At 61.7% G+C, this 16,925-nt stretch carries 15 protein-coding genes; 10 read left to right on the top strand and 5 right to left on the bottom strand.

The features are described from left to right. The first annotated feature begins 22 nt into the window (after positions 1-22). The 3 genes from GV002_RS23735 to GV002_RS23725 all read left to right on the top strand — a co-directional run bounded on the left by GV002_RS23735 (position 23) and on the right by GV002_RS23725 (position 2,250). A complete protein-coding gene (locus GV002_RS23735) occupies positions 23-451 on the top strand; it encodes a hypothetical protein (protein ID WP_160020700.1) in 429 nt (142 codons plus the stop codon). A 9-nt stretch (positions 452-460) separates the two neighbouring features. Next, positions 461-793, top strand: a complete 333-nt coding sequence (locus GV002_RS23730; protein ID WP_021488324.1) for a YnfA family protein — start codon at positions 461-463, stop codon at positions 791-793. 158 nt (positions 794-951) lie between these two features. Then, the gene (locus tag GV002_RS23725; RefSeq protein WP_160020699.1) at positions 952-2,250 is read left to right on the top strand and encodes an OprO/OprP family phosphate-selective porin; all 1,299 of its coding nucleotides are present in this window, start codon (positions 952-954) and stop codon (positions 2,248-2,250) included. A 157-nt stretch (positions 2,251-2,407) separates the two neighbouring features. Here GV002_RS23725 and GV002_RS23720 read toward each other — a convergent pair whose 3' ends face one another. Then, positions 2,408-3,013 carry an inorganic diphosphatase gene (locus GV002_RS23720; protein ID WP_160020698.1) on the bottom strand — a complete coding sequence of 202 codons (606 nt, stop codon included), beginning with the start codon at positions 3,011-3,013 and terminating at the stop codon, positions 2,408-2,410. Positions 3,014-3,111: 98 nt separating this feature from the next. On the opposite strand from GV002_RS23720, the gene GV002_RS23715 reads away from it, so the two are divergent. From GV002_RS23715 to GV002_RS23705, 3 genes are all read left to right on the top strand, one after another. Then, positions 3,112-4,245: a GNAT family N-acetyltransferase gene (locus GV002_RS23715; RefSeq protein WP_160020697.1), complete on the top strand. Its 1,134-nt coding sequence runs from the start codon at positions 3,112-3,114 to the stop codon at positions 4,243-4,245. 469 nt (positions 4,246-4,714) lie between these two features. Further along, the gene (gene putP, locus GV002_RS23710; protein ID WP_160020696.1) at positions 4,715-6,199 is read left to right on the top strand and encodes a sodium/proline symporter PutP; all 1,485 of its coding nucleotides are present in this window, start codon (positions 4,715-4,717) and stop codon (positions 6,197-6,199) included. Positions 6,200-7,064: 865 nt separating this feature from the next. After that, positions 7,065-7,277: a VF530 family DNA-binding protein gene (locus GV002_RS23705; RefSeq protein WP_160020695.1), complete on the top strand. Its 213-nt coding sequence runs from the start codon at positions 7,065-7,067 to the stop codon at positions 7,275-7,277. Positions 7,278-7,291: 14 nt separating this feature from the next. On the opposite strand, the gene GV002_RS23700 is transcribed toward GV002_RS23705, so the two are convergent. After that, the gene (locus tag GV002_RS23700) at positions 7,292-8,176 is read right to left on the bottom strand and encodes an alpha/beta hydrolase (protein WP_160020694.1); all 885 of its coding nucleotides are present in this window, start codon (positions 8,174-8,176) and stop codon (positions 7,292-7,294) included. A gap of 95 nt (positions 8,177-8,271) precedes the next feature. Continuing rightward, on the bottom strand, positions 8,272-11,370 hold the full coding sequence (locus tag GV002_RS23695; protein ID WP_160020693.1) for a transglycosylase domain-containing protein: 3,099 nt from the start codon (positions 11,368-11,370) through the stop codon (positions 8,272-8,274). Between the two features lie 196 nt (positions 11,371-11,566). Between GV002_RS23695 and GV002_RS23690 the strand changes: the two genes are divergently transcribed. The 3 genes from GV002_RS23690 to GV002_RS23680 are packed head-to-tail and all read left to right on the top strand — an operon-like array spanning position 11,567 to position 13,492. Further along, complete coding sequence (locus tag GV002_RS23690) at positions 11,567-12,247, top strand: class I SAM-dependent methyltransferase (RefSeq protein WP_160020692.1); 681 nt, start codon at positions 11,567-11,569, stop codon at positions 12,245-12,247. A 2-nt stretch (positions 12,248-12,249) separates the two neighbouring features. Beyond that, complete coding sequence (locus tag GV002_RS23685) at positions 12,250-12,684, top strand: VOC family protein (RefSeq protein WP_160020691.1); 435 nt, start codon at positions 12,250-12,252, stop codon at positions 12,682-12,684. Then, positions 12,671-13,492 (top strand): aldo/keto reductase, encoded by an 822-nt coding sequence (locus GV002_RS23680; RefSeq protein ID WP_160020690.1) that lies wholly within the window; start codon positions 12,671-12,673, stop codon positions 13,490-13,492. The genes GV002_RS23685 and GV002_RS23680 overlap by 14 nt, the downstream gene beginning before the upstream one ends. 159 nt (positions 13,493-13,651) lie before the next feature. On the opposite strand, the gene GV002_RS23675 is transcribed toward GV002_RS23680, so the two are convergent. Both GV002_RS23675 and GV002_RS23670 read right to left on the bottom strand, forming a co-directional pair. Further along, positions 13,652-14,608 carry a hypothetical protein gene (locus GV002_RS23675; protein ID WP_160020689.1) on the bottom strand — a complete coding sequence of 319 codons (957 nt, stop codon included), beginning with the start codon at positions 14,606-14,608 and terminating at the stop codon, positions 13,652-13,654. A 20-nt stretch (positions 14,609-14,628) separates the two neighbouring features. Beyond that, positions 14,629-16,344 carry a proline--tRNA ligase gene (locus GV002_RS23670; RefSeq protein WP_160020688.1) on the bottom strand — a complete coding sequence of 572 codons (1,716 nt, stop codon included), beginning with the start codon at positions 16,342-16,344 and terminating at the stop codon, positions 14,629-14,631. A gap of 130 nt (positions 16,345-16,474) precedes the next feature. Between GV002_RS23670 and GV002_RS23665 the strand changes: the two genes are divergently transcribed. Beyond that, positions 16,475-16,882, top strand: a complete 408-nt coding sequence (locus GV002_RS23665; protein ID WP_160020785.1) for a PaaI family thioesterase — start codon at positions 16,475-16,477, stop codon at positions 16,880-16,882. The last annotated feature ends 43 nt before the right edge of the window (positions 16,883-16,925 follow it).

The raw sequence follows: 16,925 nt of genomic DNA, 5'->3' as shown, positions 1-16,925 counted from the left end.
CTGCTTTTTCAGGAGTGCCGGTGTGGAGTCCGAATCCATCGTCTATGGCTGCATCCGCGACTGGCCCTCGGATGATCCCGAGTTGCGTCGCCTGCGCCGTGAAACCAATCATGGCGTGCTGGCCGAGTTGCCGGCCGGCGAGCTCTGGCCGTTTCTTGGTCGCGAGATGTTCTCCTTCTGTGACTTGCCCGGTGCCGGCTTGTACCAGACCCAGGTGATCCACTTCGGCGCCAGCTATGGCGCGATCGAGTACGAGTGGAACCTGTGGATCGAAGCCTTCGAGGCGCTGCTCAAGCGCCTGTACTGGGCCAGCGCGGTGGTGCACCTGGAAACCGAGCTCAATGGCACGCACACCTTCCGCTGGGAGTCCGATAGCGGGTTTCACAGCCCGCAGGAGGGTGGGCTGCGTGTGCGCTGCGCCTGGGAGCGCGAGGGTGCCTTGCGTGGTTAGGGAGCGAGCATGATCAACTATCTATGGTTCCTGCTGGCGGCCTTGTTCGAGATCGCCGGTTGCTACGCCTTCTGGATGTGGCTGCGGCTCGATCGCAGTGCCTGGTGGGTGCTGCCTGGATTGCTCAGCCTGGCGCTGTTCAGCCTGATTCTGACCCGCGTCGAAGCCTCGTTCGCCGGTCGCGCCTATGCCGCCTATGGCGGTGTGTATATCGTCGCTTCGCTGGTGTGGCTGGCGCTGATCGAAAAGACCCGGCCGATGCTCAGCGACTGGTTAGGCGCTGCGCTGTGCCTGGCAGGCGCCACCATCATCCTGCTGGGACCGCGGCTGCATGCCTCCTGATCTTCTTATAAGTATCGGAAGTAAAAAGTTCCGCTGTCATCAAATCTTTATATATCAGCAACTGAGCTGAAATAACCCCTCGCCAAGATTCCCCCAGCACGAACGAGCCAATAGCTCGGGTGTTTTCAACACTAAAAGTCCAACAGGGGAATTTCTCGATGATCCGTAAGCACTTCGCCGGTTTCGTAGCCAGCGCCCTGGCTCTGGCCGTTTCCGCCCAGGCTTTCGCCGGTACTGTCACCACTGACGGCGCCGATATCGTGATCAAGACCAAAGGCGGTCTGGAAGTCGGTACCACCGACAAGCAGTTCGGTTTCAAAATTGGCGGCCGTCTGCAAGCAGACTACAGCACCTTCGACGGCATCTATACCGTGAACGGTGACAACGCCGATGCTGCCTACTTCCGCCGCGCTTTCCTCGAGCTGTCGGGCTATGTCTACAAGGACTGGGCTTACACCTTCAGCTACGATTTCTCTCACAACGCCGGCAGCTCTGAAGATGGTTACTTCGACGAAGCTTCCATCGCCTACAACGGTTTCGCTCCGGTCTCCATAAAGGTAGGTCGTTTCGACCCTGAATTCGGTCTTGAAAAAGCCACGAGCTCCAAGTGGGTGACTGCTCAGGAGCGTAACGCTGCTTACGATCTGGTTGACTGGGCCAACGCCCACCAGAACGGTCTGGGTATTCAGGTTTCTGGCAGCGCAGGTGATTCGCTGTACGGTTCCTTCGGTCTGAGTGCCAAGGACCAGAACGACGTCGATGGTGAAAGCACCAAGCAATTCAACCTACGCGGTGTTTTCGCTCCGATGCACGAAGCCGGCAACGTTCTGCACTTCGGTGTCAACTACGCCCAGCGTGACCTCTCCGACACCGCGTTCGACGCCCGTATTCGCAGCCGTATGGGCATGCGTGGCGTGAGCACCAGCGGTGGTAACGATGCGGGTACCAACGGCAACCGTCTGGTTCTGGGTGGTACCAACGTTTCGCCGGCAGGCTCCTACGACAACGATAGCGCCCTCGGTGTTGAAGCCGCATTCGCCATGGGCCCGTTCTCGATTCAAGGCGAATACATCAAGCGTGAAATGGAAGCTGACAGCGCTGCCTTCGACGATATCGAAGGTGATGGCTACTACGCTCAGGTGGCGTACACCCTTACCGGTGAAGCCCGTGGCTACAAGCTCGGCAAGTTCGACAGCATCAAGCCCAGCAACAAGCAGATTGGCGCCTGGGAACTTTTCTACCGCTATGACCACCTGTCGGTAGACGATGATAACGGTGCTCGTGCAGCTATCAGTGACATCGAAGCCAAGGTCCACAACCTGGGTGTCAACTGGTACGTCAACGACGCCGTCAAGATCAGCGGTGTCTACGTCAAGGCCAAGGTCGACAACTCCACCAACGCCAATGGCGACGACGACGGTGACGGCATGGTCTTCCGTGCTCAGTATGCGTTCTAAGTAATACCTGATTGCTCCTTTGAACCCCGCCTTGTGCGGGGTTTTTTATTGTTTCCAGCTTGGCGCCATGTAACCGAAAACATCGCCATTTCATTCGCCACACATTTCAACTGAACAAAAAAGCCCCAGACCTGCTGGGGCTCTCTGACCACTGCGATCAGTTTTGCTTCTGGAAACGCTTCAGTGCTTCTTCGATAAGCTGTCGTGCCTCGGCTGCATTGCCGTAGCCATTGAGTTCGACTTTCTTGCGACCTTCCGGCAACTGCTTGTAGACGCGAAAGAACGCTTCGATGCGCTGGCGTTCAATCAGCGGCAGGTCATCGACATCGAGGATCTTGTCGTAAGTCGGATCGACATCACTGCTGGGGACACCGATGATCTTCTCGTCCGCCTCCCCACCATCGATCATTCTCAGCACCGCGACCGGGCGGAACTTGATCAGCACGCCTGGATGCAGCGCTTCGCGGGTGAGTACCAGCGCATCGAGCGGATCACCGTCGCCACCCAGGGTGCGTGGCAGCGAGCCATAGTTGGCTGGATAGGCAACCGGCATCGACTGGAAACGGTCGACGAAAACCAGGCCCTCCTCGTTGATCTCGTATTTGGTGATGCTGCCGGCTGGAATCTCGACTGCCATGTGCACTTCATTCGGTGCGTCTTTTGCCTGCGCGGCATGGAAGGGATGAACGATACCAGGCGCTGCGAGGGCGCTGGGAGCAACGAAGCTGATGGCAACGCCGAGGGCAAGCAGTGATTTACGCATGATGACTCCCGAGAAGATTGAGGGGGTAATAAGCCGGCAGCCATCATGCCGGCGCCTTGTTAGAGATATATTGCAGTCTGGCTTCTGGGATTCAGTTCATGCCCCTCACCATCATCGACTCGCTTCAAGCGTTACCCGCCGACGTCTGGGATGGGCTGCTGATACAGCCACAACCCTTTCTGCGTCATGCCTTTCTCAGTGCGCTGGAGGACAGCGGCAGCGTCGGTGGCCGCAGTGGATGGCAGCCCTCGCACCGGCTTTGGTGCGATGAGCACGGCAAGGTGCAGGCAGCATTGCCGGCTTATCTGAAGCAGCACTCCTACGGCGAATACGTGTTCGACCATGCCTGGGCCGATGCTTGCCGGCGCGCCGGTATCGGCTACTACCCAAAACTGCTGGGCGCTGTGCCGTTCTCCCCGGTGAGCGGGGCGCGCTTGCTGGGTGATGTCCATGCGGCCGGGGAGTTGCTTGACGCGCTGACAGCCGGATTGAGCCAGGAAGCCTTGTCGAGCCTGCACATTAATTTCACCAGCCCGGCCTGTGATGCCGTGATGGCGCAACGACCGGGGTGGCTGGAGCGCTTGGGTTGCCAGTTCCATTGGCACAATCGGGGTTACCGGGATTTCCAGGACTTTCTCGATGCGCTCAGCTCGCGCAAGCGCAAGCAGATGCGCAAGGAGCGTGAGCAGGTGGCGGGGCAGGGCATCGAGTTCGACAGGCGCCTGGGCCATGAGTTGAGCGAGGCAGACTGGGATTTCGTCTATCACTGCTACGCCAATACCTACCACGTGCGTGGCCAGGCGCCTTATCTGACGCGGGACTTTTTCAGCCTGCTGGCCGAACGTATGCCCGAGATGATTCGGGTGGTGTTCGCCACGCAGCATGGCCGCGCGCTGGCCATGGCCTTCAGTCTGGTCGATGGCGAGACCTTCTATGGCCGCTATTGGGGTTGTCTGGCCGAATTCGACCGGCTGCATTTCGAAACCTGCTTCTATCAGGGCATGGAGCTGGCCATCGCCGAAGGTCTGCAGCGCTTTGATGCCGGGGCGCAGGGCGAGCACAAACTGATCCGGGGCTTCGAGCCGGTTCTCACCCGCTCTTGGCACTATCTTCGTCACCCGGGACTGCATGCTGCCGTTGTCGATTTTCTCGCGCAGGAGCGCTCTGGCGTGCGGGTTTACGCGCAAGAGGCGCGAAGCTATCTGCCTTTTCGCCAGCCCGACAACGGCTGATCGAGCGATCAGGTTATCGGCGGAGGGCCGAAACAGCTGTTTGCCGGAAGTTCCCCGAGTCGGAGATTTCTGTAAAAACTCCAGAGCTTTCAGCAAGAAGCCCGCTCGCTTCTGCCACTAAATTCCGCCCTTCACTTTCGTTACGACCGTTTTTGTCTGCGTCTATTGGTCAGACCAGCATTGCTGGGCTAGACCGATAAGAGAGGTTCTTGCAGTCGAACTGTGGTGGTAACGCGATTCGGTGGCCGCAGGCGCAAGCCAGGGAGGTCAGGGAAAGTGCCCAGGCACTTGCCGATGCAGTGACGAGGTGGTGGAGGTTTCACTGCACCGGTATCTGCCTCGATCGTGCCCACTCGATATCGGTGTGACGAGGAAGAGAGACCGGAGCCCCGCATCCGCAAAAGCGGGTGCACTTTGCCAATCAGGGCACGGTGCCCGAGAACAACAAACGAGAGGGGAGCCCCCCAAAATGACAGCTAGTACTCCAATGCTCGTCACCTTCGTGGTGTACATCGCAGCCATGGTGCTGATCGGCCTGATCGCCTATCTGCGTACCAAGAACCTTTCCGACTACATCCTGGGTGGCCGCAGCCTCGGTAGCTTCGTTACCGCGTTGTCCGCCGGCGCCTCCGACATGAGCGGCTGGCTGCTCATGGGCTTGCCGGGCGCGATCTTCGTCGCCGGCATTTCCGAAAGCTGGATCGCCATTGGCCTGGTCATCGGCGCCTACCTGAACTGGTTGTTCGTCGCCGGTCGTCTGCGCGTGCAGACCGAGCACAACGGCAACGCCCTGACCCTGCCCGACTACTTCACCAATCGCTTCGAAGACAACAGCCGCATCCTGCGCATCTTCTCGGCGCTGGTGATCCTGGTGTTCTTCACCATCTACTGCGCGTCCGGTGTAGTGGCCGGTGCTCGCCTGTTCGAAAGCACCTTCGGCATGTCCTACGAGACTGCGCTGTGGGCCGGCGCTGCAGCGACCATTGCCTACACCTTCATCGGCGGCTTCCTGGCGGTCAGCTGGACCGATACCGTGCAAGCCACGCTGATGATCTTCGCCCTCATCCTCACCCCGATCGTGGTGATGATCGCCACCGGTGGCTTCGATCCGGCCATGGTGGCCATCGAGGCGGTCGACGCCACCAACTTCGATATGCTCAAGGGCGCCACCTTCGTGGGTGTGATCTCGCTGATGGCCTGGGGTCTGGGCTACTTCGGCCAGCCGCATATCCTGGCGCGCTTCATGGCGGCCGATTCGGTCAAGTCGATCCCGGCTGCTCGCCGTATCTCGATGACCTGGATGATCCTGACCCTGGCGGGGGCCGTTGCCGTAGGTTTCTTCGGTATCGCCTACTTCGCGGCGCACCCGGAAGTGGCTGGTCCGGTCGCCGAGAACCCGGAGCGCGTGTTCATCGAGTTGGCCAAGCTGCTGTTCAACCCCTGGATCGCCGGTATCCTGCTGTCCGCCATCCTGGCTGCGGTGATGAGCACCCTGAGCTGCCAACTGCTGGTGTGCTCCAGTGCGCTGACCGAAGACTTCTACAAGGCCTTCCTGCGTAAAGACGCTTCGCAGACCGAGCTGGTCTGGGTCGGCCGCGCCATGGTGCTGCTGGTCGCGTTGATCGCCATCGCCCTGGCGGCCAACCCGGACAACCGCGTCCTGGGCCTGGTGTCCTACGCCTGGGCCGGTTTCGGCGCTGCGTTCGGTCCGGTGGTCATTCTGTCTCTGCTGTGGAAGGGCATGACCCGCAATGGCGCCCTGGCTGGCATGCTGGTCGGTGCCGCCACCGTGATCGTGTGGAAAAACTGGATCGGTCTGGGTCTGTACGAGATCATTCCGGGCTTCATCCTCGCTACCCTGGCCATCGTTATCTTCAGCCGTATCGGTCAGGCGCCGAGCCAGTCGATGCTGAACCGCTTCGACAAGGCCGAGAGCGAATACAAGTCGGCGTAACCTTGCCGGCGTGACCCAAAGGCGATGACTGCTCGGCAGTCATCGCCTTTTTCGCTATGGGGGCTCTAAGATATGGTTCTCCGCATTTTCGCGGGGCGGGTACGCTTGACACCGGACTGGCAAGTTTGTGTGCGTCTTGCTCACGGGCTTAGCATTATCCGTTACCGAGTCCACTGAGCGTTTGGGTTGCGCCCCTTACGGGCGCCACACCTTGATTCGCAGCGCTCACCCTGCGGGCCAGCCTGCGGCTGTTACTTCGCTTCGCTGCGTTTCCTCGCTCCGGCGCCGCTCCGGGGGCCGGCTTGCAAGGGCCATCCCTGGCCCTTTAGGTGGGGCCGCCATCGGTATCTCGCCGCATCCATGCGGCGCGCTCCTCTACGCAACACCTCCACTCGGCCTCCTGAAGGGGACCGGGCCGCGAGCTTGCGAAATCTCTGGAAGATCAAAGTCGGTAGCGTTTGGCTTTTGCTCTTGAAGCGCGATCTCACAGACGACGCCCAAATCCCCTTCAGGAGGCCGAGTGGAATCGCCGTGGAAGGGGTTGAGCGGCATGGATGCCGCGAGAGCCGTGATGGGCCAGGGATGGCCCTTCTCGGCGTGCCCCTGTAACGGTGATGGAGCGAGGGAACCCCGGCGTAGCCGGGGCCGTATGTAGGGGTGTGTTTCTTTGCTTACTTTCTTTGCACAAGCAAAGAAAGTGAGTCGCCCGTAAGGGGCGAAACCCATCAGATCAGACGACACGCTAACGGAGAGTGCCAGGTCATCGACAGCTGACACGTAATTGCCAGTCCGGTGTCAACCCGGACGTTCCCCAAACTATGCGAAGAACCTAAGATATGCCCACTCTTTTCCGACGGATGCTTTCATGACCAGCAACGACCCGCTCCACGGCCTGACCCTGCAGGCGATTCTCACCGCTCTGGTGGAGCGCATTGGCTGGGAGGGGTTGGCCCGTCAGGTCGATGTCCGCTGTTTCAAGCACGAGCCAAGCATCAAATCGAGCCTGACCTTTCTACGCAAGACGCCCTGGGCGCGGACCAAGGTCGAGGAACTGTATCTGCAGCAATTCAAGTCCTGAGGTCGCTCAGGCCATCAGTTGAATTCGAGTCCCAGCGCCCGCAAAGCCTGACGATAGCTGTTGCCGGCCATGCGCAGGCCGTTGTTGTGGTTGGCGCCGTCGATCAGTAGCAGCTGCTTGGGTTCGTTGGCGGCGGCGAACAGCGCCTCGCTGAAGCGCGAGGGCACGTAGCGGTCGTCGCGCCCGTGGGCGATCAGTACCGGGATACCGACGTCACCGATCTTGCCCAGCGAATCGAACTCCTGCGACAGCAGCCAGCGCACCGGTAGCGAAGTATTGGATACCGCTGCCGCCACATCTCCCAGGTTGGTGAAGCTGGACTCGATGATCAGACCGGCGGCCTGTGCTGCTTCATCTTCGCCCGCCAGCTCGTGCGCCAGATTGACCGCCACGGCGCCGCCCAGGGAATGACCGTAGATGAAGCGCTTATCCGCCTTTGGCTGCAGGCGCACCAGGTGCTGCCAGGCGATCAGGGCATCCTGGTAAACGCTGCGCTCGGAGGGCAGGGCGCCACGGCTTTGGCCGAAGCCACGGTAGTCCACTGCCAGTACCGAGAAGCCCATGGCATGCAACTGTTCGATGCGAAACAGCTGGCCGGTCAGGTTCCAGCGCGAACCGTGCAGATAGAGCAGTGTCGGGGCGTCCTTGCGCGACGCTGGCCACCACCAGGCGTGCAGGCTTTCATCGGCCGTCAGGTTCGCTGATTGCAGTTGCACCTCCTCGAGGCCAGCGGGCAGACCACTGAACCAGCGGGCGGTGCCGGGTTCGATGCGAAACACCAGCTCGCGCTCGGTCTGCTCAAGTTTGGCGCAGCCAATCGGCAGCAACACCAGCAGGCAAGCCAGGATGATCAAGCTCAGGCGACGGCGGCGGAGCAGGGCGAACCAGGATGAGGACATCGGCGATACTCATGAACGGCAACGGATGATGCTGCCATGGACTGCATATCCGGTGCCGGGTTTCGCCAGTCACTGGTCGTCGTGGTTACCGGGTATTACCGCCGGCTGATCTGCGTTGCACTCAGCGGAGTGTTGCAGAGCGTGGCGCTGCCTGGTTCGAGATAGGGTGCGAGGATCGGCGCCATGCCCTTGAGCACCTGTACCGGTAGTGCCGAGGTGAAGGTGAAACGCTCCGCCTCGCGTCCCGGTACGAAGGCGGTCAGGGTGCCATAGTGACGAGGGCCGAGGAAGAACACGAAGGTGGCCGTGCGGTTCATCGCTCGTGAGCTGATCACTCGGCCACCAGGGCCGACGCTTTCGATGCGGTTGTCGCCGGTGCCGGTCTTGCCGCCCAAGGTCAGGTCACGGCCGTCCTGCAACTGGAACGTGCCCTGCAAACGCCTTGCGGTGCCGCCTTCGACCACCTGAGAAAGTGCATTGCGCAGCGCGGCGGCAACTTCCGAGGGCATCACCCGCCTGGCGCCGTGGGTGTTGCGCTCGACCCGCGTTTCGTAAGGCGTGTCGGCAGCAAAGTGCAGTTCGTCGATGCGCAGCACCGGTTGGCGAATGCCGTCGTTCTGGATGATGCCCATCAGTTCGGCCAGCGCCGCCGGCCGATCACCGGAACTGCCCAGGGCGGTGGCCAGCGAGGGCACCAGGTGCTGGAAGGGATAGCCGAGGTTCTTCCAGCGTCGGTGAATATCGGAGAAGGCTTCCACCTCCAGCATGATGCGGATGCGGCTGTCGCGGGCACTCTTGTGCCGGCTGCGGAACAGCCAGCCATAAACCTCCTGGCGCTCGTCGACGCTGGCTGCCACGGCGTCGCTGAAGGTGGCCTGTGGGTTGTCGATCAGATAGCCCAGCAGCCACAGTTCCAGCGGATGCACGCGAGCGATATAGCCCTGATCCGGCAGGCTGTAGGCGCCAGGGCCATAGTTCTTGTACAGGTGCGCGATACGCTGATCGGTGAGTTTTTCCTGTGGCAGTTGCCCTCGCAGAAAAGCGGCGAAGGTGGCTTCATCGGCCTGCGGCAGCAGGTAACGGTGCACGGCGCCCAGACGCACCGAGGTCTGGCGCAGGCCGCTGATGAACGTCTCCAGCCGCTGCTGCTGCGGTTGGCCCTGGTATTTGCGCCAGAAACGCAGCAGGAACGTGCGCCCTTCCTGGTCGGCGAAACGTTGCAGGTATTCCTGGCGGCGTGGGTCCTTGTCGTCCTTGAGCAGTTTGGCGCTGCTCTGGTAGGTGCTGTAGCGCACCAGATCGCGCATCAGGCGTACGAACGGCAGATTGATCGACTCGCGCAGGGATTCACGCAGGGTCGGTTTGCGGCCGTTGTCCTCGCGGCGGAAGTTGCCGAATGTGTGTAGGCCGCCACCGGTGAAGAAGCGTTCATGCGGACTGGCCGAATAGCGTCGTTCCATTGCGGCCTCCAGCATGCTGGCCAGATCGCTGTCGGGGTTGGCCTGCAGATAGGCGACTGCCCAGCGGCTCAGGTAGTCCTGTGCGGCGATCTCGACGTTGCGCAGCTCGGCCGGGCTCTTGTCGGCATGGCGCTGATGCAGTTCGGCGATGATTTCGAGATAGGTCGCCAGTACCCGAAGCTTGGCGGTGGATCCCAGTTCTAGCTTGCTGCCTTCGTTGATGTCGAAAGGCTGATCGGTGCTGTCGGTTTGCACGCGCACCCGACTGCCAGTTGCCGTGCGCTCGAACAGGGTGAAGCTGTAGCGCACCTCGGCGGTCTTTTCCGGGGACAGCAGGCGCTCGCCGAACAGGCCGATCTTGCCGGCGAATTCGGGATCGGCCAGGCGTTGCAGGTAGGTGCTGGCTTCCTGCTGCAGATCGCGTTGCAGGGTGCTGCGTGCGGCCAGATCGAGGCGGTCCAGGTCGTAAAGGGGCATGCCCAGCAGGTTGGACAGGCGTGAGCGGGCCACGCTGATGCCCTTGTCGCTTTCCACCGACCGTAGATTGGGTTCCAGTTGCCAGTCGCGGTATTGCAGCTTCTGCGTCAGCGCCGCGTCACGCAGTACGGGGTCGATCAGGCCGCCGGCAGCCAGCAGGCGGATATGACCCTCCGTCAGCGCCTCCATCTCCTTGCGTCCTTGCGCCAGGTAGTAGGAAGGACGACGCTGGGCAATCATCAGCGACAGCACCTGGCGCAGGGCCAGGCCACGTTCAGCCATGCTGGCGTCGGGCGTGCGGCCAGGGTCGAGCAGCGCATTGCTGCGCTCGAAATCCGCGCCATACCAGATACGCAGGCCATCGGCCAGGCCATGAACCTCGCCATGCCCCGGTGCTGCGGACAGCGGTACGCTGTTGAGGTAATCGCGCACGATGGTCTGACGTGCTTCGAGGGTCTCTGGCCCCTGTTGGTAGGCACGCACGCTGGCGGAGATCATCTGCCGCAGTTTTTCTTTCGCCGACAGCGTCAGGCCGTCGGGAGAGTGCCGGTATTTCTCCAGCTGGGTCGCCAGGGTGCTGCCGCCAGCAGACTGGTCCTGCACATCGAGCACCTTGCCGATCTGCGACAGCGCGGCCATGGCGAACCGTGGCCAGTCCACCGCCGGGTTGGCGAGTGGCTGATCGCTATCGAGCAGATGACGGTTCTCGATGAACAGCAGGCTGCTCACTACCAGCGGCGCAATGCTGGCGAAATCGGCATAACCCTGTTGTGGATAGCGGAACTCATAGAAGGGCGTGCCACGGCAATCGCTGATGCTGAGGCCGGTTTGGCTTTTCTCGATGAAGGGCGGGAACAGGCCTCGGCGGCTGTAGGTCATCAGTGCCGGAGAGAAGCGCGCCTGCTCGCTGATCAGGAAGTCACGTTGCTGCAGGCGCTCCAGCATCAGTGGCAAGTAGGCATACCCCTGACGTTTATCGAAGGGGCCGTCGGCGGGGTAGAGAATATTCGGGCTGGGCCCAGGCTCGACGCGGTAAGTGAGAGTAGCGGCATAGCGGCTCAATTCACGGGCCTGGAAGTGCGCGCTGCGCAGCTCGAAAAACAGCACAGCGGCTGCAGTGGCCAACACCGATGCCAGTAGCAGGTAAAGCACCAGACGCCAGCGGCGTGGTCGCGGGACCGGCTTGTCATCGACCGCCGGCAAGGCGTTCGACGCAAGTTCGCGGTGTTGAGGATCCGATTGCCATAACGCGCCCATAATCCACCGGCTTGGCCTATCTGCTCCACGGAAAACACGGGGCTGCCGCTCGCCGGGCTTTGCCCTTGGCGCCTCGTCTGCTTAGTTATCAGCTTAGCTGCTGCGAGCGCGGCTGACGGGCGGTTTTGACGCAAAGCGTGTCGGTGTGGCCCGTTGGCGCTAGACTCGTGGCAACGCACAAATGCAGGGAGTCAGCATGCAGCGCGACCACCGAGAACAGCTTCAGCAAAGCTGGCAGGCCAATGCAGATGCCTGGGCCGCTGCGGTGCGTGAGCAACGCATCGAAAGCCGGCGCCTGGTTACCGATGCCGCGATCGTCCAGGCGGTCCTGGCCCTGCAACCCAGGCGGGTGTTGGATATCGGCTGTGGCGAGGGCTGGCTGTGCCGGGGCCTGGCCGAGCACGGTATCGAGCCGGTGGGGGTGGATGCCTCGGCGCCGCTGATCGAGGCGGCTCGCGCGGCATGCGACGGGCGTAGCCAGTATCGCGTCTGTGGTTATGCCGAGTTGCAAGAGCATGCCGAGCAGCTCGGGCGTTTCGAGGTGCTGGTCTGTAACTTCGCGCTGCTCGAGGAGCCGCTGCAGCCTATCCTGCGCAGTCTGCACGATTTGCTGGCGCCGGGGGGTAGTTTGCTGATCCAGACGTTGCATCCCTGGCGGGCCAGCCATGGCGAGCCTTATCAGGACGGTTGGCGGGTCGAGGATTTCGTCGGTTTCGGCGAGGGATTCCAGGCACCGATGCCCTGGTTCTTTCGCACCCTGCAATCCTGGCTGACGCTGATCGGTGAAACCGGCTGGCGCCTGGAATGGCTGCAGGAGCCGCTGCATCCCGAGAGTGTTCAGCCGGTGTCCCTGCTGCTGCTGCTCAAGCCGCTCTGATCATGCAGTTGCTGCTCAATCTCGACGTTCCCGACCTACCAGCGGCGGTTGCTTTCTACCAGCAAGCGCTCGGCTTCAGTGTCGGGCGTGTGTTGTTCGACGGTACGGTAATCGAGATGCTCGGTGCGGCTGTACCGCTCTATCTGCTACGCAATGCCGCTGCTACTCAACCCTGTCCGCAGGCGGATGTGCAGCGCGACTACCATCGTCACTGGATGCCACTGCACTTGGATGTCGTGGTCGATGACCTAGACGCAGCGCTTGCTCGGGCACTTGCCGCAGGTGCCCGAGCTGAAGGCGAAACCAACGAATATGACTGGGGGCGGCTAGTAACGCTGAGTGACCCTTTCGGCCACGGGCTGTGCTTGCTGCAATGGCGTGGCGAAGGGTACGACCTGGTCAGAACCCACTTGGGAGAAATCGATGCGCAGAATTGAACTGGCTGGCGTGCAGGTACCGGTGATAGGCCAGGGGACCTGGCGCATGGGGGAAGATGAGGGCCAGCGCTCGCGTGAGGTTGCGGCGCTGCGTGAAGGGCTGGATCTGGGCATGAGCCTGATCGATACCGCCGAGATGTACGGCGAGGGCGGCGCGGAGCTGGTGGTGGGCGAGGCTATCGCCGGGCGCCGAGACGAGGTGTTTCTGATCAGTAAGGTGTATCCGCACAACGCCAGTCGGGATGGCGTTCAGGTGGCCTGTGAGCGCAGCCTGGCGCGACTGGGATGCGAACGAATCGATCTCTACCTGCTGCACTGGCGCGGGCGCTACCCGCTGGAGGAGACCGTCGAAGGCTTCGAGCGGCTGCGCGAGCAGGGCAAGATCGGTGCCTGGGGCGTCTCCAACTTCGATCTGGACGATCTGCTGGAGTTGGATCAGCCTGCGTGCCGAACCAATCAGGTGTTGTACAACCTGGAGGCGCGTGGTATCGAGTATGACTTGCTGCCCTGGCATCAGCGCGCCGGTATGCCGCTGATGGCCTACTGTCCGCTAGGGCAGGCCGGCACGCTGCTGTACGAAGCGGCACTGCTTGAGGTGGCCCGGCGGCATGGGGTTACGCCGGCTCAGGTCGCACTGGCCTGGGTGCTCAGGCAGGAGGGCGTGATCGCCATTCCCAAGGCCGTGGGCAGCGCACATTTGCGCGATAACGCTGCGGCGGCTTCCATTACCTTGAGTGCGGATGACCTGGCCTTGCTCGACACGGCTTTCCCGCCGCCGCGCCGCAAGCAGAGGTTGCAGATGGTATAGAGAGCAACGCCACCCGGTAGGGTGCGCCGCGCGCACCGAGCCACCGGAAGGCTGGAGTCCTCCGCCCTCAAGCCACGACAAGCAGATGCCCCGGCTGAAGGGGTGGGTGTGCAGGGGCTGGACTGCCCTGCGACATCTTTAAGAACCGGAGTAGGGCGCTCAGTTGGCAGGGTCGGCAGCCAGGCGCCCGGCATCCTTGAGCAGTGCCTTGAGGAAGGCATCCTGCAACTCAGGGTCGTTGCGGGTCAGCTCGATCAGGCTTTGCTCCAGCTCGCTGGCCTCTTCTTCCAGGCCTAGATCGGAAAGGCGTTTGACCCGGTGTACCCACTGGTCAACATCGCCGCCTTCGAGGTCATCGAAGATCAGATCATGTGCTTCATGCAGTTTGCCGCGCAGGGTGTGGCTGACCATAAGGTTCGTTTCCGCGCGCGCGACATCGTCGCCCAGGCGATCTTCGACGCTCAGTTGCAACATGTTCAGGCGCGCGATGTCCTGCTCGCTGAACGGGCTGTCGAGCAAGTTGAGGCGCAGCACCCCGCTGCTGTCGGTGAGTAGTTCGAATTGCTGATCGCCAGCCTTGACCTGCACCGGGCGCTCGGACCAGGGCAGGTTGGTGTACTCCATACGACGGTCCCGCTGCAGCTCCTCGATGCTCGCCAGGTTCTGCTCGGCGCGGCCGTTCGATTCGACGTTCATGAAGGGGTTCAGGCCGGCCATGCCGTAACTGATCCAGCCACGGGTAGCGGTTTCCGGCAGGCTGCCGAGCAGCGCGACGTTGAGTATGTTGGCGCCCACGCCCGCAACCACCGCTACCGCGCCCATCGGCACTTCATAAAGCTCGCGCCAGGGCTGATAGGGTGTGTAGCGGTCGTAGCGACGGGTCACCTCGAAGGCTGTGACTTCGTAACTTTTCTGGTCATGCACACGCACGCGGCGTTGCGGTAGCTCCAGCACTTTGGGTTCGCCGGCATCGATCTGCAACTGGTGATCCAGCAGTTTGCGTTCGACGCGCTCCTCATGTTCGCTGCGTTGCGGCAGCTGATTGGCGCAGCCGCCGAGGAGGAGGGCGCCGCACAAGGCGGCGCCGGTCAGGCGAAGGTTGTTGCTCGTGTGCATGATGTCTCGGCAGGGCGTGATCAGCGGCTGATACGGGCTTGCAGGAAGGGCAGGATATCGGCCAGCGGCACGGCTTGCGCGTCGGTTTCGGCGCGGCTCTTGTACTCGAGGTTACCCTCTGCCAGGCCACGGTCGCTGACGACGACGCGGTGCGGAATGCCGATCAGCTCCATGTCGGCGAACTTTATGCCAGGGCTGGTTTTCTTGTCACGGTCATCCAGCAGCACTTCGTAGCCAGCAGCAGTCAGCTCGGCATACAGCTTGTCGGTGGCCTCGCGCACCTGCTCGGTTTCGTAGCGCAGCGGTACCAGGGCGATCTGGAACGGTGCCAGGGCGTCGTTCCAGCGGATGCCGCGTTCGTCGAAGTTCTGCTCGATGGCAGCAGCCACCACGCGGGAAACGCCAATGCCGTAGCAGCCCATGGTCAGGGTGACCGGCTTGCCGTTCTCGCCGAGTACCTGGCAGTTCATCGACTCGCTGTACTTGGTGCCGAGCTGGAAGATGTGACCGACTTCGATGCCGCGCTTGATTTCCAGGGTGCCCTGGCCATCAGGGCTGGGGTCGCCGGCGACGACATTGCGCAGGTCGGCAACCTCAGGCAGCGGCAGGTCGCGCTCCCAGTTGACGCCGAAGTAGTGCTTGTCTTCGATGTTGGCACCGGCAGCGAAATCGCTCATCAGCGCAACGCTGCGGTCGATGATGCAGGGTATCGGCAGATTGACCGGGCCCAGCGAGCCAGGGCCGGCGCCGATGGCGGCGCGAATCTCGGTTTCATTGGCCATCTGCAGCGGGCTGGCAACCAACTCCAGGTTGGCGGCCTTGATTTCATTCAGTTCGTGGTCGCCGCGCACGATCAGGGCGATCAGCTTGCCTTCCTCGGCGGCGTGTACCACCAGGGTCTTGATGGTCTTCTCGATGGCCAGTCCAAAACCCTGAACCAGGGCGTCGATGGTCTTGGTGTCGGGGGTGTCGACCAGGCGCATCGCTTCGGTCGCTGCAAGGCGCTCTTTCTCGCGCGGGATGGCTTCGGCCTTCTCGATATTGGCGGCGTAGTCGGAGACATTGCTGAAGGCGATATCGTCTTCACCGGAGTCGGCCAGTACGTGGAACTCATGCGAGCCGGTGCCGCCGATGGAGCCGGTATCGGCCTGTACCGGGCGGAAGTTCAAGCCCAGGCGGCTGAATACGTTGCAGTACGCCTGGTGCATACGGTCATAGGTTTCCTGCAGGGAAGCCTGATCCGCATGGAAGGAGTAGGCGTCCTTCATGATGAACTCGCGGCCACGCATCAGACCGAAGCGCGGGCGGATCTCGTCACGGAACTTGGTCTGGATCTGATACATGTTGATCGGCAGCTGTTTGTAGCTGTTCAGCTCATTGCGGGCCAGGTCAGTGATCACTTCTTCGTGGGTCGGGCCGACGCAGAACTCGCGATCATGGCGATCCTTCACGCGCAGCAGCTCGGGGCCGTACTGCACCCAGCGACCTGACTCCTGCCACAACTCGGCAGGCTGAATGGCCGGCATCAGCACTTCCAGCGCGCCGGCTGCGTTCATTTCCTCGCGCACCACGGTCTCGACCTTGCGCAGTACGCGCAGGCCCATCGGCAGCCAGGTATACAGGCCGGAGGCCAGCTTGCGGATCATGCCGGCACGCAGCATCAGCTGGTGGCTGATCACCACGGCATCGGAAGGGGTTTCTTTCAGGGTCGAGAGCAGGAACTGACTGGTACGCATGTTTGGCCGTTCTGTCGGTTGCTAGGGCTTGGAATAGGCCGGCATTGTACGGTGCCTATACAGTGGCGTACAGGACGGGTGCAGGCGCGAAAGTGCTACTGCGCCTCCCGGGGAGGAGTGAAGAGTGGGATTGACTGCACTTGAGGTTCAGAGCCTGATTCGAGCTGGGCTACCGATGGCCGAGGATATCGATCTGCGGATCGACCGCCTCGATGAAAGGGGTGTGCTGGCGCGCGTGCCTTTTCACGCCAAATTGGTGCGTCCGGGTGGCACGCTATCTGGCCCGACCATCATGGCGCTGGGGGATGCGGCGATGTATGCCGTGGTGTTGGGGCGTCTCGGTCGGGTGGAAATGGCAGTGACGTCCAATCTTAATATCAACTTTCTGGTCAAACCCAAGCCGGTGGACTTGTTGGCCGAGGCGCGAATACTTCGTTTGAGCCGACGCCAGGCAGTTTGTGAAGTTTCGTTGTATTCGGCTGGGAATGAGAATGAGTTGGTCGCACATGTAACAGGGACTTATGCGCTACCCCTTTAAAGCACTGAGCCAGAAATAAAGAAACCCGGCCAAGGCCGGGTTT

Origin of the sequence: Pseudomonas sp. 8O, assembly GCF_902506495.1 — a bacterium.
Taxonomy (GTDB): domain Bacteria; phylum Pseudomonadota; class Gammaproteobacteria; order Pseudomonadales; family Pseudomonadaceae; genus Aquipseudomonas; species Aquipseudomonas chaetocerotis.
The sequence above is the reverse complement of the archived record's forward strand: the minus strand, read 5'-3'. Positions and strand labels throughout refer to the sequence as shown.